The organism is Microseira wollei NIES-4236 (assembly GCF_020521235.1).
Lineage (GTDB): Bacteria > Cyanobacteriota > Cyanobacteriia > Cyanobacteriales > Aerosakkonemataceae > Microseira > Microseira wollei.
The window spans coordinates 1-975 of sequence record NZ_BLAY01000467.1 but is presented as its reverse complement, the minus strand read 5'-3'; the positions used below and the strand labels follow the sequence as shown (position 1 = coordinate 975).

1 protein-coding gene is annotated in these 975 nt (G+C 47.1%); it reads left to right on the top strand.

Annotated features, from left to right (window positions below; genetic code table 11):
- The first annotated feature begins 167 nt into the window (after nucleotides 1-167).
- Nucleotides 168-572: a hypothetical protein gene (locus tag MiSe_RS49285; RefSeq protein WP_226594889.1), complete on the top strand. Its 405-nt coding sequence runs from the start codon at nucleotides 168-170 to the stop codon at nucleotides 570-572.
- Nucleotides 573-975 lie beyond the last annotated feature (403 nt).

Genomic DNA, 975 nt, shown 5'->3' with positions numbered 1-975 from the left:
GGGAAGTTTTATGACGCTCGCGGGGACAATTGATGACAATGGCTCAAAGGCGCTCGCTGCATACAATTGAGGTGAAAATTCAACTAGCCCTGGGCTGGAAATTTTGGAGTGAATCATTACACTGAAAAACTAAATTCTGATTCGTTCGCCGTCTTTAAGGAGAGTTGATGAACGGGAGGCGGAAGCAAAAAAGTGCTGTTGTTGCGTTCGCACTGGCACTCATTTTAGGAGCAATCGCTATCATCACCCCGGCGTTACTCAAACAAAACGCCACCGTCTCTATCGCCGCCGATGATGGACTCGAAACCCGCCTTTCTAGTTTAGAGTCGCGAGTTTTGAGCTTGCAATCCGAGTTATACCGCATCGAAAGCCAAATTAATCAACTGAGTTCGTCAAGCACTATCCCCAGGGAATCTCCTCGCCGCGTAGAGGTTCCCCTCCCTCCTAGAAGTACGAGGCGAATCCCATCAAGCGATCCGATGTTTGCTCGACTTTCTACCTTAGTTATCGAACAGAAAGAACGCCTGGATCGATTAGAAGCAAGAATTGCTAGATTGGAACGAGCGAGATGAACCATTAGCCGACGGGCAATCCAGTATATAAATTTACTTCGTAGTAGTAATGGGGCATCTACTGGAAGGATAAGCGATGGCGCGAAATTGCGATCGCCCATGTTGAAGATCTAATTGTGGAGGAGTAGGGGCACGGCAAGTTAGATATCTCGGATAATTTAACAAAATTAATACTGCCGTGCCCCTACCACCAACAGGCACGGCAAGTTAGATATCTCGGATAATTTAACAAAATTAATACTGCCGTGCCCCTACCACCAACAGGCACGGCAAGTTAGATATCTCGGATAATTTAACAAAATTAATCCTGCCGTGCCCCTACCACCAACAGGCACGGGGTGCCAAGATATCTCGGATAATTTAACAAAATTAATCCTGCCGTGCCCCTACCACCAACAGGCAC